This is a genomic window from Granulicella aggregans, assembly GCF_014203275.1.
Taxonomy (GTDB): domain Bacteria; phylum Acidobacteriota; class Terriglobia; order Terriglobales; family Acidobacteriaceae; genus Edaphobacter.
Map to the genome: position 1 here is coordinate 14,043 of NZ_JACHIP010000028.1, position 16,333 is coordinate 30,375.

Below are 16,333 nucleotides of genomic sequence, written 5' to 3' on the forward strand. Positions count from 1 at the left end.
TAGCTGCCTAGGCAGCGCTCGTTTCGGCATGAATCGCCGCGATGGTTCGCGTTGCGACGCGATACGTCGATCTAAGTGAAATCTGCAACGACGAGCGTGCACGATGCAGACGTGTTTTCACTGAGGCACTGGTGATCTTCAATCGCTCCGCGGTTTCGCATGTACTCAACTCCTGGATTACCCGCAACTCGAAGACGGTGCGGTAGTCAGAGGAGAGATCGTCTAATGCCCGCTTTAGCAAACAGCTAAGTTCCTGTCTCTCCAGAAGCTGCAACGGAATCTCACGTGTGTCCGGTAGCGACGCCGCAATATCCTTGCCTTCGCCTCCTGAGCGGTCGTCGACCGACATCATGCGAAGATAGCGGTGCTGTCGCAGGCGGTTTCGCGCTTCGTTGATGGTGATGCTTGTGAGCCAGGTGCTGAACTGCGAGCGTCCCTGGAACGTATTCAGCTTAAGGAACGCCTTGAGGAGGCTCTCTTGCGTTACCTCCCTCGCATCTTCCTCATCTTTCATGTGCTGAAGGGCGGCTCGATAGATTCGTTGTTGGTATGGCCGGATCAGCAACTCGTAGAGCTGAGTTTCTCCTCGCAGAATCGCACAAATCAGATCGTGGTCCGACCGTAACGTATCTTCGTTGAAGCTTGTTGTCGGTGCTGGGATTGCGGTGTTCATGTAACCTCCTCCACCGTCGTGCGACCACTTGTTCATTACGACAGGCGGAGATGGCATATTCCATTGAACTAAGGTATCGCTCGATACCTTGGTATGGGGTCAGTCTGTTCGCTAAAATGTGCATGGGCGGAGTGACCTCTCGCCGAGGAGAAGAGTCCCTACAGGACAGTCCACAATGGCTGAGTTGACTGACAGGAGATCGAAGAGATTGGGCAGCGCGCAGGCCGACCGTGCGCTCGCATTCGGCAATGGAGTTGATGGCGGATATCTCCGTGAGTTGCTGGATAGCATCCCCGCTCTGGTGGCATCGCTTAACCCAAAGTGGGAAGTTGAGTTTGTCAATCAGCCCCTGCTCGACTATCTGGGAAAGCCTTTTCACGTTTTGAAAGACTGGCAGCGCAGTGATGTAGTGCACCCCGACGATCTCTCCATTGCGGTTCACAATATTGATCTCGCATCCAGAACAGGTGAGTCGTTCGATATGGAAGTGCGGTGTCGTAGGTACGACAACACATTTCACTGGTTCCAGATTCGCGCCGTTTCACTGCACGATCACGTTGGGAATCTCACGCGATGGAGTATGCACATGGTGGACATCGAGGAGAGGAAACGCTCAGAAGAGGCGTTGGAATCGACAGGAAGGGACCTGAGACTCGCCATCAACACGATGCCTGTCCTCGCATGGTCAACCAAGCCCGATGGCGAGGCCGATTTCTTCAATGAACATTTCCTTACGTACACCGGTCTGAGCCCTGAGGGAGCTGCAGGCTGGGGCTGGACGGCTGCACTCCATCCTGACGATCGAGCCCCCCTTGCAACGTACTGGCAGACCCTCCTTGCGGAAGGTGGCACGGGTGAGTTCGAAGCTCGTATGCGTCGCTCTGATGGAGAGTACCGCTACTTCCTTTTCCGTGCTGACCCCCTACGGAACAACGACGGAAAGATAGTGAAATGGTATGGAACGAATACCGACATCAACGATCGCAAAAACGCCGAAGAGCAATTGCGCCGGAGCGAGGCCTTTCTTACTGAAGCCCAACGTCTGGCCCGAATAGGCAGGTTTACATGGCGCGTTGCAACTGCGGAGATCTGGTGGTCGAACGAAATGTACGCAATGTTCGAGTTTGAGTTCGGACGAACGATCACGTTCGATCTCATCGCCAGCCGGCTCCATCCTGATGACCTGCGATATGTAGCGGACATGAACCAGCGAGCAAATGCAGCCATGAGCGATCTCGAGTATGAACACCGGCTAGTCATGCCGAACGGCGAGGTGAAGTACATGCATCTCATTGCGCATTCTCGTCGTGACTCTGACGGAACTCTGGAATACATCGGAGCGGTGCAAGATGTAACCCAGCGCAGACGTGCAGAAGAAGCTCTGGCCAAGGCGCGGCAGGAGCTCGCCAATGTAACGAAGGCGACGAGCCTTGGAGTTCTGACTGCATCCATCGCCCATGAAGTGAACCAACCGCTAGCGGGCATCATCACCAATGCAAGCACCTGCCTTCGGATGCTCGACGGAAACCCTCCGAACGTCGACGGAGCCCGGGAAACGGCACGCCGGACGATTCGTGACGGCAATCGCGCCGCTGATGTAATCGCGCGGCTGCGCAGTCTTTTCGGTCAGAGAAAGATCATTGCCGAACCACTTGATCTATCCGAGGTGGCGCGCGAAGTGATTTTTATGTCGGTGGGTGAGTTGCAAGGAAAGTTTGTGAGGCTAGACGAGGAGCTTGCAGCTGACCTGCCTTTGGTCCAGGCAGATCGCATCCAGATCCAGCAAGTGATCCTCAATCTCTTACGGAACGCCGCGGACGCGATGGACCGTGTCACTGATCGCGTCAAGGTTATTCAGATCACGACCGCGTTTGACGGCGGCCATGTAAGTCTCGCAGTCCGAGATGCCGGGGTCGGCTTAGATCCCATCTTTGGCGAGACCATTTTTGAAGCCTTCAACACGACGAAGCCGAACGGTATGGGAATCGGCCTATCGGTCAGCCGCTCGATTGTTACTGCCCATCAAGGTCGAATCTGGGCGGAACAGAATGATGGACCCGGCGCCACGTTTACTCTTGCTTTGCCAATTCCACTACGCACTGAAGCATACTGACCGGACCGCCACTCTTTTCATCAAGCGATTTTCGCCGAGGATGAGTGGCGGCATCCGAACCGATACTTAAGTACAATTACCGCGCAAGTTGTTTAGATACATACTTATCTGAAGGAGGCGGTTGGACTCGTTCATTCTTCAGCTTCTAGTGCTCGAGAATACCAACCCCTACGGCGCGCGATGATCGCCTTGCAATGACGGCGTCGATTGCACCCTTGCCCCCACGCACACCGGAGAGCTGAATCTAGATGTCCCATCGACCGCTCGTTACGGTGATTGACGATGACGAATCCGTACGGGAGTCCCTCCCTGACCTCCTGAACGAATTCGGCTTTGAGACCGCGGTGTTTCGCTCGCCGGAAGCGTTCCTGTTTTCAGGACTTATTCCCAAAACCGAATGTTTGATTCTCGATATCAACATGCCGGGAACGTCCGGGCCGGACCTCGAACGCGAGCTGAGGAATCAGGGGCTCGCGATCCCAATCATCTTCATCACTGCCCGGAAGGATGAAGGGCAACGTGCAATTGCGATGGCACATGGTGCAGTTGAGTGCCTTTTCAAACCTTTCAGTGACTTGAACCTTCTGGACGCCTTGCGACTTGTTTTCTGCAACCGGTAAACGTCCTTCATATTTAATGTGAGGTCAGACTAAGATGTTAGTTACAAGCGTTCGGGGTACAAGGGAACGGGCACATGGTATGACTCACACCAAACCTATTGTCTTCGTGGTGGATGACGATGTCTCGGTGCGCGAGTCGCTCGAGCTGCTGATCGACAACGAGGGTTGGCGAGCGGAGCTGTTCGTATCAGCTCAAGCCTTTCTGCAGCGAAAGCGCCCTGAGGTTCCGCACTGCCTGATTCTGGATATTTCCATGCCGGGGTTGAATGGCCTTGAGTTGCAAAGGCAACTCGCTGGTGAGCGGCCTGAGATGCCGATTATCTTCATCACGGGGCACGGCGACATTCCGAGTAGCGTCCAGGCTATGAAAGCAGGAGCAATCGAATTTCTCACAAAGCCGTTTAACCACCAGGTGCTTCTGACTGCCATTCATACCTCAATCGGCCGCAGTGGTGCTCTGCTACAGCGTGAGACTGAGGTGCTTGAACTACGCCGAAGATATGGACAACTTACAGCGCGCGAACGTGACGTCATGTCCCTTGTTGTGACGGGCCTTCCCAACAAACAAGTTGGTGGTGAGTTGGGGATCAGTGAGATTACGGTGAAGGCGCACCGCGGCAGCGTGATGCGGAAGATGGATGCGGGCTCACTTGCCGACCTTGTGAAGATGTCAGGGCGCCTCCGCATGAAGGCTCCCCGCAATCTGTCCGGCAGCAGTCTGGGAAGTAGCCTTGCAGTGGACGGCAGAGCAGCGACTACGATCCTGAGCATCGAGGACCACCCAATCTTTCGCGATGGACTCAGCATGATTCTCAGCTCGCAGAAAGACCTCCAGCTCATCGGTCAGGCACCTACCGCAAGAGATGGGGTGAACAAGTTTGAGAAGCTTCGTCCTGACATTGTGCTCCTCGATCTAAGCCTTCCCGATGCGAATGGCCTTGAAGTCCTGCGGAACCTCTTGGCTGTTGCGCCGCGGGCACGGGTCATTATTTTGACAACCTCTGACAGTACGTCAGAGATGCAGACTGCTATGAAGGCGGGAGCATCCGCCTACATCCTGAAGAGCATGCCGCGTGAAAAAATCCTCGGAACGATTCGAGATGTCCATAGGCGCACGGAGATACCTCCGCGAAGCAACTAAGTATTTCCATCGGATTTCGAAGCAACTGAGGAGTTTGGCTCTGACATGTTGTCGAGGGCATCGGCCAGAAAGGTAGCTCCCGTAAGACGATGATGCTCCCTACGCAAATGGTTTGTACTTGGCGGCCGAACAGGAGCGGTGTTCGGATCGGTTTGTCGTTGCTGATCATGAGCTTGTGGTTGCTAGCGCAACCGTATGCGCATGCAATCAAGCCGGAGACGCGTCTGACGCAATACGGTCATACAGCCTGGCGCGTGCGCGACGGGTACTTCTCCGGCGCACCTAACGCGATCTCGCAGACGAGCGATGGCTACATGTGGGTTGGCACAGGGGCGGGTCTCTTACGCTTCGACGGCGTTCGTTTCGAGACATTTCATCCGTTGCAAAACAAAGACCTGAGCTCGAACTATATCGTCTCGCTCGCGGCTGCAAAGGATGGACGGCTATTCGTTGGTACCTCACTTGGTTTAGATCTAATCACTTCTGGCTCCGTGCGCAGTTTCAGCAGTGGTAAAGGGCGTGTAAATCAGATCATTCTGGATTCGCGTGGAAACGCGTGGTATGCACGTTCGAGAAGCCGCGACTCCACCGGCCCGCTGTGTACGGTTCTCGCATCGGGCGTTCGATGCTTCGGGGTCAACGAGGGCCTGACGATTCCCGTGGCGTCTGCGCTGATGCAGGACTCGGAGGGAGCCTTTTGGATTGGCGGCTCTACGGCAGTTGTCCGGTGGGTCGACGGGAGAGCAAGAACCTACAGCTCGCCGCGTTTCAGTTCTGGCGAGCATCTGTCCGGCTTCGCTGCTTTGGTCGATTCCGGAAAAAGCAGTATCTACGCCGGGTTGGCGCACCCGGGTCCTGGCCTTGGCATCGAGCAAATTGTTGACGAAAGGTTCAAACCGGTTAAGGTCCCTGACTTTGATGGGTCCCGTATCGAAGCCAACACGTTCCTCCGTGATCGAGAAGGCGCACTCTGGATCGGCACTTCGAATGAAGGTTTGTACCGGTTGCATAAAGGGAGGGTCGAGCACTATCGCAGTGCCGACGGGTTGAGTGGAGACGCAGTCAATCAGATCTTTGAGGATCGCGAAGGTGTCATTTGGATTGTGACTTCGCATGGCATCGACAACTTCCGCGATCTTGGCGTTCTCACCCTATCGACCGCAGAAGGACTTACAAGCGACGGAATCAACGGTCTCGCAGTCGCAAAGGACGGCAGTGTCTGGCTCGGATACGAGAACGGGCTAAACATAGTCCGGTCGGGGCAGGTAACGAAGCTGGGGCAGGCACAAGGCTTACCGGGGAAGCAGGTAACATCATTGCTCGAAGATGAACGCGGTCAATGGTGGATAGGAGTCGATCAGGGTATCTTCCTCTACTCTGCCGGCCACTTCACAGAGATCACCGACAACGGAGAACACGTTGGGCCGATCATCGCACTCGCCTCGGATCACGACGGAGGTATGTGGGCCGTCGCCAATGGAAAGCGACCCGCTTTGCTTCATCTCCAGAAAGGTCAGGTCACATCGCGTGCCGGTCCGCCAGGCGATCCGCGCGCAGGAGCCATCTACTCCAACGACTCAGGCGGAACTTGGATTGGATATGTCGATGGTTCCGTCGGCTACCAGAAACCGGGACTCCGAAAGCGAATCGAACTGGGTATAACGGAGCAGATCTCCATCCGGCGCATCCTTGGGTTCGGTCCGAACGGACCGCTCATTTTGACCCAGGAAGGACTGTACGGAATTCGCAACGATCATCCGCAGGTGCTCAACAAAGCTAACGGACTTCCGGACGCTCATATGAGATCAGGCGTTTTCGACCTCAAAGGCGACCTTTGGCTCATGTGTGATGTTGGGATTCTTCATCTTTCGCGATCTGAGATTGAACGCTGGTGGGTGTCCCCTTCCACCTCAGTTCATTACAAACTGCTGACGGCAAGTGACGGGGTTCTTCTCTCGCAGGATCCTTTTGATCCGAGCACCGGCGTTACACCCGACAACAAGGTTTGGTTCGCAACAGAACAGAATGGTGTCGAGATCATCGACGCTTCAGCGGAGCATCTGCAGCGATTGCTGCCGCCGGTCCGCATTGAAGATTTTCATTGCGATCACAAGTTATACGCGTTGGTTGGTGCGATTCAACTGCCGCCGAAGCCGCGAAATATCATGATCGACTATGCGGCCCTCAGTTTTGCAGCGCCGGCAGACCTGCAATTCCGTTACCGATTGGATGGCCATGACAGCACGTGGATGGACGCCGGAGCCAGGCGAACTGCTTATTTCGAGGACTTGAAGCCCGGCCACTACCGGTTCCACGTCGTTGCGAGCAATCAACAGGGGCTTTGGAACCCGGAAGAAGCAGTCCTCGATTTTTCGGTTGCACCGGCTTGGTATCAAACACGTTGGTTTTTGTGCGTTTGGGTTGCAACCGCTTCACTGGTGATTTGGCTTGCGTATCGTCTCAGAATTCGCGCGGTCGCCCACGCTATGAACTCACGGTTCGATGAGCGTCTGGCGGAACGAACGCGCATGGCGCGAGAACTTCACGATACATTCCTGCAGACAGTGCAAAGCAGCAAAATGGTCGCTGACGACGCCTTAGCTGACGGCTCTGATGAACTCAGGATGAGCCGGGCGCTCGTCAAGCTGTCCGAATGGCTAGGCCAGGCTGTAATTGAGGGCCGCGCCGCACTGAATGCATTGCGTGCCTCGACGTTAGAAAGAAATCATCTCGCAGAAGCATTTCGCGAGGCGCTCGATGAACTCCCTCACATAGGCATCATTGAGACCCGCATACATCTCAGCGGAACGCCACAAGAACTTCACCCGATCGTTCGAGCTGAACTCTGTGACGTTGGACTGGAAGCCATCCGGAACGCCATCTACCATTCCCGCGCTAAGCATCTTCGGGTCGAGTTAATCTACTCGCGTACGCTCACTCTTAAGGTCGTCGATGATGGCGTCGGGATTCCGGCGGAATACATCGAACGTGGAAAGCTGGACCACTTCGGTATCACTGGGATGCGGGAACGAGTCGAACGCATTCGGGGGCATATCAAGATCACATCAAGTCCGAACGCCGGAACTCAGGTGTGTGTCAGTGTTCCTTCGGCTTCTGCCTATCTCAGACTTGCGAAAGGAAAGGACCGGCGTAGGTTCTTTTCCCCTCGTTCTCGCACCCGCGAATGAGCGGAATGACTGTCGAGAATGATTCGGTAAGCAGAATCACTTTCGATCAGTGCTTCGAATATATGGACGAAGTCGATCGTGTGTCATCCGCATCGATGTTTTCGAGCCATTCCTGGAACATGCGAGCACAGCACTCAATCATAGAGGCCTGATAAGCTGCAGCATCGCTCCGGATTTTTCGAATGTCTATATCAGACGCGGTAAGCTCGGACGCATGGCCGATCAGCCACCGCTCGATCATTGCCGGCGCGTTTTCAGGATGAAATTGCAGACCTAGAATATTGGATCCGATGCAGAAGGCCTGGTTGGGACATAGGTCGGTAGACGCGAGGCATGTCGCCCCTTCCGGTAGCTCAAAGACATCTCCATGCCAATGGAGCAACGGAATGCCGTCCAGATGTCGCAGCGCACTGTTCTTTCCTGCCTCGCTGAGTGAAACTGGCGCAAGCCGATCTCTTTGAAACCGCTCGGCGTGACCTTTGCGCCCCGCGCCGCGGCAATCTGCTGCGCACCAAGACAGATTCCCACCGTTGGAAGTTGAAACTTCATCCGTCGTCGAAGCAAAGATCGCTGCTGCAGAACGAATGGGAACGTGTCGCGTTCATAGACACCAAATGGAGCTCCGAGCAGAAATAGTAGATCTGGCTCCAGCGGATCAATGGTCGCGATATCGTGAACGCCAATGTCGAAATAGTTGACACGGTATTCTGCTCGCGAGAGAACTTGCTGAAAAATTCCGAGGTCTTCGAAGTGAACATGACGTAGCGCGAGGGCTGTCTTCAAAGCAAGATCTCCTTGGATATGGGCTGGAAGCCTCATGCTTGCCAAACCCGCGTGTGACAGTTAGAACCAGCGCACGGCGTGACGTTACAAAGAAAGTTCTTGGGCTGATCCCTGCAAAAATCTGCGGCCCATGCTTCGGATTCTGTCACCATTCGCCTGTCTGTGTGTCCTATGTGCATCCGGCATAGTCCGGTTGCTGAAAGAGGAGAAGCGATGTTGATCGAGAAGGTTCTTTATACGGCGAAGGTCCATACGGCGGGCGGCAGGGACGGCGGTTGTGCGAAGAGTGAAGACGGCAATCTGGACCTTGACTTCGCCCTGCCGGGTTCAAAGAAGGTCGGTGTAAATCCCGAGCAACTGTTGGCTGCTGGATGGTCTGCATGCTTCCTGGGAGCGCTTGCAATTGCGGCTGCCAAGCAGAACGTCTCCCTGCCTCCGAGTCGCTCTGTAGATGCGGAGATCGATCTCGGTACCGCAGGCGAGGAATTCTTACTTGCCGCGCGTCTCTCCGTCAGCCTTCCCGGGATTGATCGCAAGCTTGGCGAGCGACTGATTGAGGCTGCGCATCAGACGTGTCCGTATTCGAAGGCCGTCCGCGGAAACATCGAAGTTTCCCTTTCGCTCGCGTGACCGACGCAAATGGCTTCGACGTAGCGCAGAAGGACCACAGTTCGGCAGTCATTGACAAGAAGAAGGAGACAAGATGAGTGAAGTGATCTCAGCAGAGAGAGCGACAGGTAGCCGCCGCCGGTTTTTGAGCAGAGCGGCCTTGGCTCTTGCATGTGCTGCCTTGCCGATCGAGGAAGAAGCGATAGGGCAGGCCAAGCCATCAGGGCCATTTCGATCCATTGTCACATCGGCTGCTTTCCCACCGGTTAAGCAGATTTACGCGGGCTCTTTGGACATCGGGTACATCGACCTGGGGCCTCCGGATGGTCCGGTTGTTGTTCTTTTGCACGGATGGCCCTACGACATTCACAGCTTTGTGGATGTCACTGAAATCCTGGCTAAGTCGAATTATCGAGTGATTGTTCCTCACCTGCGTGGATATGGATCAACACGTTTCCTCTCTGCCGAAACGATGCGGAATGCGCAGCCTGTCACGTTCGCTCTCGACGTGATTGCTCTCATGGATGCTCTGCATATCACCCAAGCCGTCATCGGCGGCTTCGATTGGGGCGCACGCACCGCGGACATTGTCGCTGCCCTCTGGCCGGAGCGCTGCAAGGGACTGGTCAGTGTGAGCGGCTACTTGATTGGCAATCAAAAGGCAGGAAAGACGCCGCTCCCACCCGTGGCTGAGCTTGCGTGGTGGTACCAGTTCTATTTCGCCACAGAGCGTGGCCGAGACGGATATGACAAGTATCGGCGTGAATTCGCGAAGCTGATCTGGCAGACCGCGTCACCCCGGTGGCAATTCGACGATGCCATGTTTGAACGTTCCGCGAGTTCCTTCGACAACCCGGACCACACCAGCATCGTAGTTCACAACTATCGTTGGCGCCTTGGGATTGCTTTGGGTGAATCGAAGTATGACGCGTTGGAGCAGACATTAGCGTCGGCCCCACGGATTACCGTTCCAACGATCACACTGGAAGGAGACGCCAATGGAGCTCCACATCCAGATAGCAACGATTACGCGAAGATGTTCGCTGGCAAGTATGTACATCGACTCGTCAAGGGCGGAGTGGGGCATAACCTGCCCATGGAAGCTCCTGATGCGTTCGCAAAAGCGATCCAGGACGTGAGCTCGCTGTGATGCTTTGGAAAGCGAGTCGGAACCCAATGCTGTGCAGGAGAAACGGCATGAGTGAAGTATCAAGCGTTGCGAAGAGAGTGACGCTTAAGGTTCTGTTGGCGCTGGGCGTTGTAGGACCGCCCTTCGGTGGCCTCGTTGCGAGGCCCAAACGAGTGCTTGAAAGAACCAGAGTCACCCAGGATGCGGAAAGCTTGGACAGCCTGCCACCCGGATACCGGTACTGGCGACTGGTCTCTGTCGCTCACGAAGCTGGCAAACTGAATGACCTCCGCGCGATTCTGGGCAACGATAAGGCGATAGATGCGTATCGGAGCGCAACGCTTCCATTTCCTGACGGAACGATCATCGCGCGACTGGCATGGACCTATACCTCATCACCAGAGAACAACAGTGTCTTTGGTGATGAACAATCCTTTGTGGCTGGAGCCGCAACCAACGTTCAGCTCATGATCAAGGACTCAAAGAAATACTCCGCTACCGGTGGCTGGGGGTTCGAGCAGTTCGATCATGGCAAGCCCGTTAGCGCCGAAGCCACCAGCGGGTGTTACGCCTGTCATGCTCCTGTGAAGGATCGGGACTATGTGTTCACCCGCTACACTCCGTAACGTGTTGCAGTCAAGATCGAGAGCGCATTTGTTGTATGTCTTCACGTTCGGATAGACCTCGAGCGCGTGAAAGCACTCTTCGATTCCAATGTTCCGCCACCACGCCTTTGGAGGGGTGAATCACTATGCGACAACTCAGGCCACATGATCAAGGGTCTGACCCATTACTACTCTCGAAGTTGAGATACGCTCGAGGGATGTTGGCTGCCCTGGATCAGAGCGGCGGATCAACTCCGGCAGCACTCGCGCAATACGGCGTAAATGCGAGTGAATACAAGAGCGAAGAAGAACTGTTCGAGCAGATCCACCAGATGCGGCTTCGCGTCATGAAATCCCCAGCATTCGCAGGCGATCGGATCCTCGCGGTCATCCTCTTCAAGCGGACGCTTCAGAGTCGCATCGAAGGCCGCGCGATCCCCGACCTCTTGTTTGAAAAGGGCCGCATCGCATCGCTTCTCAAAATCGATGTCGGACTCGAACAAGCGGTCCATGGTGCTCAGTTGATGCAGCCCATTCCCGATCTTGCGCAAACGTTGCGTTGGGCACGAAGCCTTGGAGTCATAGGTACTAAAATGCGCTCCCTCATTCACGACACAACACAGGGGATGGTCGTCGAGGCGGTGAGGCAGCAGTTCGCACTTGCCGAGGAGATTTTTGCCGCTGGGCTCCTTCCCATCGTTGAGATTGAAGTCTCGACTGCGCTTCCTGATGACGTACGACGTATTCAGGAACTTCAGCTACGAACGTCTATCGCTTCGGCTCTCGAACAAGCTAGCGAAGATCTTCGTATTTTCCTCAAGCTCACGATTCCGGTTACGGCCGGCTTGTACACACCGTTGATGAGACACGCGAAGGTCTATCGTGTCCTTGCACTTTCTGGAGGATTCTCAAGGCACTACGCCTGCCAGCAGCTTGCACAAAATCCTGGAATGATTGCCAGCTTCTCGCGTGCATTGCTGGAGGATCTACGTGCCCAGATGCCGGAAGCGGAATTCAATCGCATGCTGGATCGCTCCATGTTTGAAGTTCTTGGAGCGACGAAGAACCGGAAAGATTTAACAGAACAAGGATCGTTTGTTCAGGAACGATTGGCTGATTCTTACAGCGGGGTGATAGATGAGTAAAGTTTGGCTGATCACAGGAAGTTCTAAAGGGTTGGGCCTTGCGATTACGAGGGCTGCCCTTGAGAAGGGTGACAAAGTAGTTGCCACGGCACAGCAGGTTGATCAACTGACGGAACTGGCCACTCAACTTGGTAATCAGGTCGCCGTGGAGACATTGGATGTAAGAGATTGTGCCGCAGCTGAGAAGGCGATAGCTTCCGCTGTGGAGCGCTTCGGTCGGATTGATGTCTTGGTCAACAATGCTGGCTACGGCACCATTGGATCGCTGGAAGATACCAGTATCGATGACTTTCGATCACAGATCGAGACGAATCTGATGGGAACGGTGTACACCAGCAGAGCAGCCATTCCTTTTATGCGAAAGCAAGGAGGTGGCCACATTATTCAGTTCTCTTCGGTCGGTGGAAGAATCGGGGCTCTAGGCAGAACCGCTTATTCTGCCGCAAAGTGGGGCGTCGAGGGTTTCTCGGAGGCCTTGGCCAAGGAAGTTGGCCCACTCGGGATCAAAGTCACGATCATCGAGCCAGGAGGCTTCAGGACGGACTTCGCAGCAAGCTCCACCGCTGTTGCCGCGGTCCGCGCGGAATACCAGCCGACCATCGGCGCTGCCGCCCGCTTTCAAGCTGAGTACCACGGGAAGCAGCCTGGAGATCCAGCCCGAGCGGCCAAGGTGTTGATCGAGTTGTCCGAAATGGCTCATCCGCCACTTCGCCTTACGCTCGGCAGCGATGCCTTGAAGGCGGTTAGTGAGAGTGATCAAGAACGTCTCGCCGCCATCGAGACGTGGCGAGAGCTGAGTATCTCTACTGACTACCCATCGGAATAGGCATGGGAGGGATGCTTTCTCATATCTCAACCCAACGACAATGCCTCGACCTGAAGAGTCTGCAGTCTTCCATCGGTGTTCGATATGACACATGAGACCTGTATTAGGACGTCACACGGAGTGCTTGCCCTGGAGGAAGTGGGACAAGGCCATTTTCCGGTCGTACTGATCCATGGCAATTCCTCGTCGCGTGACGTGTTCCGAAAGCAGCTCGACAATGGCTTATTCACCGACTACCGTTTGATAGCAATCGACCTCCCCGGTCACGGTCGATCCGAAGATGCCGTCAATCCTGCTGAGACCTACACTCTTCCTGGGCTCGCCGGTGCTGTCTCTGAAGTGCTGGAAAACATTGGGGTATCGGACCCCGTGGTTTTAGGCTGGTCTCTCGGAGGCCATATCGCCATAGAAATGCTCGCCAGCTTCAGGCAGATGCGAGCCCTTCTATTGTGCGGCACTCCTCCAATCGGAAAGCACCAAGGCAAGAACAACATGGCTGAGGGATACAACAACTCACCAAGGTCGCTTCCCGCACCTGACCGACGTATGAATGAGAGCGAAGCACGATCGTTTGTATATCGCATCTGGCGGGGAACGGGAGACGACCGCTTGATAGAGGCGGCGATGAGAACGGACGGCAGATTTCGTCGAAGGCTTCTGGATAGTTCACTCGAAGGATCGGGAGTTAACCAGAGAAAGATTGTGGAGACCGCACAGATCCCGATCGGTGTTATCAACGGTGCTGATGACACCCTGATCAAGGCGGAGTTTTTCAAGCAACTGCTCTTTCCAAATCTGTGGGAGCGTCAAATCCACATAGCGCAGAACGCCGGTCATGCGCCTTTCTGGGAACAGCCCAAAGAATTCAATCAATTGCTAAGCCGCTTCCTGTCGTTTGCACAGATTTCGAGTAAGAAAAGCTAGCCGCATCAGCGACGCATGCACGGCCCTGAAGGGATCTACGGACCAGCACTGCCTCTGATCTCCAAAGTGGCATAGCTGCAAGCTCTACCGCTGCCCTGCTATACCTGCAACAGACGCCTGTAACTTCGCAGAGTCCCAGCCCACCCCCTTCTTGAAAACTATCTCCGGCTTACGGATTGCAGAAACGTCGTGCTCGAAGTCTCCATCCAGAAGCAAAAGGTCTGCCTGCTTGCCTGGCTCGACAGTGCCGATTTCGTTCTCCCGACCCAGATACCGCGCTCCATGACTTGAGAAGATGGCCACCGCCTCGGCAGTTGGGAAGCCTGCCTGCACGAGTAGCTCCATCTCTCGCTGGTCTCCAAGTCCCGCAACGACGCCTCCAAAGCCGGTTGGGTCACAACCCGCAATCAAAAGGCCTCCTTGTCGAACGAACTCTCGTTCAAACGCCATCTCTTTGTGAAGGAGGGCGAGAACCACGTCTGTCTCACCCATATGGTGCGGCTTTCCAAGTAGAGCCTTCAAGCGGAGGAAGTCTGCCCAGGAGAGAGCACTCAGCGTAGCGCGTGTCTGACGCAAGGTCGCGGCCGGAGGCTCGTCCGTATCAGAGTTCTCGTACGTTGCTAGCGTTGATGTAAGCGCCACGTGATGCGAGATCATGGACTTGATGAGCCGTTGAATTTGTTGACCATGAACATCAAGCTGAAGCAATGTCTGCACACCTTCGGAATTCTTCGCCGGACACACGCCTGGTTTCTTCTGCGGATCGAATTCCGAATCAACAATCAAACCATGCTCCAGGTTGTCGATACCCATATTGATGGCTTCCGTGAAGCCTACGGAGCATAGGTGTCCGGTAACCTTTAGTCCATGGGCGTGAGCCTGCTCGATCGTCGCTTGCAAATCAGCAGGCTGAATAAACATGTATGCCTTGAAAGACGTTATGTCTCGTTTGCTCCAGTAATCGACTGTTTCGCGGACATCCGAAATGCCGTTCATTCTTTGATTCTGAATGAGGAAAGTCCCGGGGCCGTCGAAATACGGCCCTGTTACATCGAGATCAGGTCCAATCTGCATACCGTTGTCGATAGCTGCTTTGATCGCAAGATCTGCAGCGGGTTCGATGGAGCCTGTCGTACGAGCTGTCGTGATTCCAGCGGCAAGGTAGAGCCTGGGAGCCGACTCGGCCTGTTCAGTACCGAGAATGAGATGCCCCGGACCACCGCCTGCCGAGATGTAGAACATATGTTCGTGCATACCCACTAGTCCGGGAAGGACAGTCTTGCCGCGTTCGTTCAGAAGCTGCGCTTCCGACGGAATTGTTACAGCGTTTGAAGGACCAACAGCGGTGATGCGGCCGTGATCCACAATGATTGTCTGGTCATGCCGCGCAGGAGAGCCACTACCGTCGAAGAGTGTTACGTGGCTCAACGCAATGACTGGCGCATTTGTCCGAATCAAAGGCCTCAGCGCATCCGCAGGAGACGAATGATTGCGTGCGCCTTGCCCGATCGCGGCGGCGACCATCTCCATAGCGATAAGTAGAAAAGTACCTGTTTGCATAGCGTTGCTGACAAAACTTTCTCTCTGGGGCATGGTTCTGGCTTCCTCTTAATTTCTTTGCAGTCCTACGGATTCAACTGTTCAGCCTTTCATGGCTTCCTTGTCGAATGAGTCCCAGCTTGCCGCTCCCTCGTGGACACAAAGGCCTTTCTGGAACATCTGCAATTAGGCCATTCCGGGATAACGATCAGTATTAGACGAAGGTATCGGTCGACGCTTTCGTCTAATAGCTCGTCGTTCCTTCATCTGGTGTCATCGTGTGGACGGAGCCCACGGAGCAACCTGTTGAGACTTCTGCAGGCGCGCGTAGAGGTTGCTTGCGCGGATCACGGTTTCGAAAGGCACAAGGGTTCCCTCGGCACGATTAACCCGGTTGTCGAGCGGCCACCAGACACTGGAGTCATCGAGTTCCTTCGACCATGTGTAGTTCACGCGTCCAGTAAGTGAATGCGCGAAGTTGACCTTCAGCTCGGTCTGCAACGCGTGATAGATGGACGATCCGTTTGCCGCAGCATAGCCGATGTTGGTCGCATACTGCTGGCCGTCGGTGTTGAAGTACTGATAGGGCAGACGCGAGTTGAATGGCGTCGAGCCAGGCGGCGGGGTGTTGATGTCGTACCTGCGGAAGAGGTGCAGGCCGTGGGTGCCAACGTACGTCGCACTGAATGCCACCGCGGGCGTGAGCTGCTGCTGAACTCCAAAGTTCCAGGCGTAGGCGACGTCCGGTTGCATGTTCTTTGCCATCAGGCTGACAGAGATGCTGGGAGGAGGAGCGATTGAAGCGGTCGTGGCCGTTGGAACATATTGTGGGAGACCGGTAACGCTCAAAGGACTGAGCGGAATGTTGCGCTCCTGAGCGGGGCTGTTGAAGACTTCGAAGAAGGGGAAGTTGCGCTCCAGGAACCCGCCAATCGCTCCGAAGGGCTCTGTTGCAAATAATACCGCTGGCCAAGGGTCGCCGAGGCACTGTCTTTACCCAAGCATCAAGCAGGCTGGAGTTCGAGTTGTTCACCGATG

14 protein-coding genes are annotated in these 16,333 nt (G+C 55.0%); 10 read left to right on the plus strand and 4 right to left on the minus strand.

Going from position 1 to position 16,333, the window contains the following annotated elements; genetic code table 11:
* Positions 1 to 7 precede the first annotated feature (7 nt).
* Positions 8 to 673, minus strand: coding sequence for a sigma-70 family RNA polymerase sigma factor (locus HDF16_RS27765; protein WP_184223816.1), 666 nt, complete (start codon positions 671 to 673; stop codon positions 8 to 10).
* Positions 674 to 848: 175 nt separating this feature from the next.
* Here HDF16_RS27765 and HDF16_RS27770 point away from each other — a divergent pair, with 175 nt between their 5' ends.
* The 4 genes from HDF16_RS27770 to HDF16_RS27785 all read left to right on the plus strand — a co-directional run bounded on the left by HDF16_RS27770 (position 849) and on the right by HDF16_RS27785 (position 7,735).
* A complete protein-coding gene (locus HDF16_RS27770) occupies positions 849 to 2,786 on the plus strand; it encodes a PAS domain-containing sensor histidine kinase (protein ID WP_184223818.1) in 1,938 nt (645 codons plus the stop codon).
* A gap of 248 nt (positions 2,787 to 3,034) precedes the next feature.
* Positions 3,035 to 3,406 carry a response regulator gene (locus HDF16_RS27775; RefSeq protein ID WP_184223820.1) on the plus strand — a complete coding sequence of 124 codons (372 nt, stop codon included), beginning with the start codon at positions 3,035 to 3,037 and terminating at the stop codon, positions 3,404 to 3,406.
* A 79-nt stretch (positions 3,407 to 3,485) separates the two neighbouring features.
* The gene (locus tag HDF16_RS27780) at positions 3,486 to 4,547 is read left to right on the plus strand and encodes a response regulator (RefSeq protein ID WP_184223822.1); all 1,062 of its coding nucleotides are present in this window, start codon (positions 3,486 to 3,488) and stop codon (positions 4,545 to 4,547) included.
* A gap of 179 nt (positions 4,548 to 4,726) precedes the next feature.
* Positions 4,727 to 7,735: a sensor histidine kinase gene (locus HDF16_RS27785; RefSeq protein ID WP_184223824.1), complete on the plus strand. Its 3,009-nt coding sequence runs from the start codon at positions 4,727 to 4,729 to the stop codon at positions 7,733 to 7,735.
* Positions 7,736 to 8,008: 273 nt separating this feature from the next.
* On the opposite strand, the gene HDF16_RS32275 is transcribed toward HDF16_RS27785, so the two are convergent.
* On the minus strand, positions 8,009 to 8,554 hold the full coding sequence (locus HDF16_RS32275) for a glutamine amidotransferase-related protein (RefSeq protein WP_432432300.1): 546 nt from the start codon (positions 8,552 to 8,554) through the stop codon (positions 8,009 to 8,011).
* A gap of 177 nt (positions 8,555 to 8,731) precedes the next feature.
* Here HDF16_RS32275 and HDF16_RS27795 point away from each other — a divergent pair, with 177 nt between their 5' ends.
* The 6 genes from HDF16_RS27795 (at position 8,732) to HDF16_RS27820 (ending at position 13,756) form a co-directional block, all read left to right on the plus strand.
* The gene (locus tag HDF16_RS27795) at positions 8,732 to 9,148 is read left to right on the plus strand and encodes an organic hydroperoxide resistance protein (RefSeq protein WP_184223827.1); all 417 of its coding nucleotides are present in this window, start codon (positions 8,732 to 8,734) and stop codon (positions 9,146 to 9,148) included.
* 73 nt (positions 9,149 to 9,221) lie between these two features.
* Complete coding sequence (locus HDF16_RS27800) at positions 9,222 to 10,277, plus strand: alpha/beta fold hydrolase (RefSeq protein WP_184223829.1); 1,056 nt, start codon at positions 9,222 to 9,224, stop codon at positions 10,275 to 10,277.
* A gap of 47 nt (positions 10,278 to 10,324) precedes the next feature.
* Entirely contained in the window at positions 10,325 to 10,882 is a 558-nt protein-coding gene (locus HDF16_RS27805; RefSeq protein ID WP_184223831.1) for a cytochrome P460 family protein, read from the plus strand.
* A 425-nt stretch (positions 10,883 to 11,307) separates the two neighbouring features.
* Positions 11,308 to 12,006, plus strand: a complete 699-nt coding sequence (locus HDF16_RS27810; RefSeq protein WP_432432301.1) for a hypothetical protein — start codon at positions 11,308 to 11,310, stop codon at positions 12,004 to 12,006.
* Complete coding sequence (locus tag HDF16_RS27815; RefSeq protein ID WP_184223834.1) at positions 11,999 to 12,832, plus strand: SDR family NAD(P)-dependent oxidoreductase; 834 nt, start codon at positions 11,999 to 12,001, stop codon at positions 12,830 to 12,832. The genes HDF16_RS27810 and HDF16_RS27815 overlap by 8 nt, the downstream gene beginning before the upstream one ends.
* A gap of 120 nt (positions 12,833 to 12,952) precedes the next feature.
* Positions 12,953 to 13,756 (plus strand): alpha/beta fold hydrolase, encoded by an 804-nt coding sequence (locus HDF16_RS27820; protein WP_221313321.1) that lies wholly within the window; start codon positions 12,953 to 12,955, stop codon positions 13,754 to 13,756.
* Between the two features lie 84 nt (positions 13,757 to 13,840).
* On the opposite strand, the gene HDF16_RS27825 is transcribed toward HDF16_RS27820, so the two are convergent.
* Positions 13,841 to 15,349 carry an amidohydrolase family protein gene (locus HDF16_RS27825; RefSeq protein ID WP_184223838.1) on the minus strand — a complete coding sequence of 503 codons (1,509 nt, stop codon included), beginning with the start codon at positions 15,347 to 15,349 and terminating at the stop codon, positions 13,841 to 13,843.
* 219 nt (positions 15,350 to 15,568) lie between these two features.
* Positions 15,569 to 16,060: a hypothetical protein gene (locus tag HDF16_RS27830; RefSeq protein WP_184223840.1), complete on the minus strand. Its 492-nt coding sequence runs from the start codon at positions 16,058 to 16,060 to the stop codon at positions 15,569 to 15,571.
* Between the last annotated feature and the right edge of the window lie 273 nt (positions 16,061 to 16,333).